Genomic DNA, 1694 nt, shown 5'->3' with positions numbered 1-1694 from the left:
TCTTCACAGAATTGAGGGAAACATTCTCAACCTTCCAGGGTGATTTAAGTTCTAGCAATGTTGAATAGAGCTGGCATTCGTCCATTAAATAATATATCAAAGCATTAGATAAAATTACCCACATGAAAGTGGGAAGAACCACAATTTATCTGTTGTTGATCCGGCCTGTGGTTCTGGCGCTTTCCTCCTTGGAATGCTTAATGTCCTATCTGAAATTTACAAAATGATCTACAAACATTTAGGAGGCAGTTTAACAGACTTTGCCTTAAAGAATAGAATAATCCAATATTCTCTTTATGGTGTTGATGCAATGCCTTGGGCGATACAAGCAGCTGAATTAAGGCTATGGCTACAGCTCATTGTGGAGACAGAATCCAAGAAAGAAGAGCTGAAACAGCATCCTCTTCTTCCAAATCTGAATCTTAATCTTAGGGTTGGAGATTCACTTGTTCAGGAGATAGGAGGAATTAGTTTCAATCTTAGGAATAATAACCTAAAACCTTGTTTGAAGAAAAGGCTTGAAGATTTGAAACAGGAAAAGAGAAAATATTTTGAAAATTCTCAAAATGCGAAGTTCAAAACACTAGAAGAGGTAAGGAATGAAGAAATAATACTTTTTGAAGACATCATAAATGAAAGAATCAAGAGTCTCGAAGCAGATAAACAAGTTTATGAAAATAATATAAAGGATGCCAAAAATCAGGTAACGCTATCTGGAGAACAAATTACGGATGAAAAAAAGGTCAGAATAAATGAGGAAAAAATTGAACTAAACAGAAATGAAATTGATAAATTGAATTCTTTAAAATTACATCTAAAGGATCCCCAAAAGAAGCCATTCGTTTGGGATATTGATTTTGCAGAGATATTTGCTGAAAAGAATGGCTTTGACATAGTAGTTGGAAATCCACCATATGTCAGACAAGAGATGATCTCTCCTCCAAACAGGATAAAAACGGAAGTGACAAAAAAAGAAAAAGATGAGTATAAGGAAAAATTGATCAAATCAATAAAAGAAAGTTTCCCGGTTGTTAGAAAGGTAGGTAAGAGAAGTGATTACTATATTTATTTTTATTTCCACGGTTTGAGTTTACTGAATAGTAGTGGGACTTTCTGTTTTATTACGTCGAACTCTTGGCTAGATGTTGAATATGGAAAGACTTTGCAGGAGTTTTTATGTAAGTATGTTCCGATAACGGCTATATACGATAACCCAAAGAGGAGCTTTGCACATGCAGATGTAAATACGATAATTGCATTATTTGGTGCACCAGAGGCAAAACCAGGAGGCTTGGAGGGCTGGATCGATGGAGTGAATGGCAGCAATGAAAGCGTTTGGCCTAATATCAAGAATACTGCAAAATTCGTGATGTTCAAAAAACCATTTGAAGAGGTATTATCAGCTCAAAACCTTATAGACATAGAAAATGTAAAAGCCAAAGTTAAAGGTAGCGAAATTACAGAGCTCGTTAAGAATGTTGTTAGCACTAATGATTACAGCCTGAACTCCCTAGATTTACCACCACGATATCTTATCAAGAGCCTCAAGGATATCCTTCTGCTTCCTTGTCCTCTCAAGTTCCACAAGATTTCCGCTCTGGTCTTCTATCACATGCAGTTTCTCAAGTTCCAGGAGCATCCTCTCTAAAGAATACTTTTTCATGAGACCTGATGAGATCATTCCCCTCATGAGT

1 pseudogene is annotated in these 1694 nt (G+C 36.1%); it reads left to right on the top strand.

The features are described from left to right. Window positions 1–151: 151 nt before the first annotated feature. Window positions 152–1648: pseudogene (locus ACNF42_RS08590) on the top strand (Eco57I restriction-modification methylase domain-containing protein); the annotation flags it as partial. Between the last annotated feature and the right edge of the window lie 46 nt (window positions 1649–1694).

Origin of the sequence: Cuniculiplasma thermophilum (assembly GCF_052315355.1) — an archaeon.
Taxonomy (GTDB): Archaea; Thermoplasmatota; Thermoplasmata; order Thermoplasmatales; family Thermoplasmataceae; genus Cuniculiplasma.
Note: the sequence above shows the minus strand (reverse complement) of the source record. Positions and strands in the feature narration are given on the sequence as shown.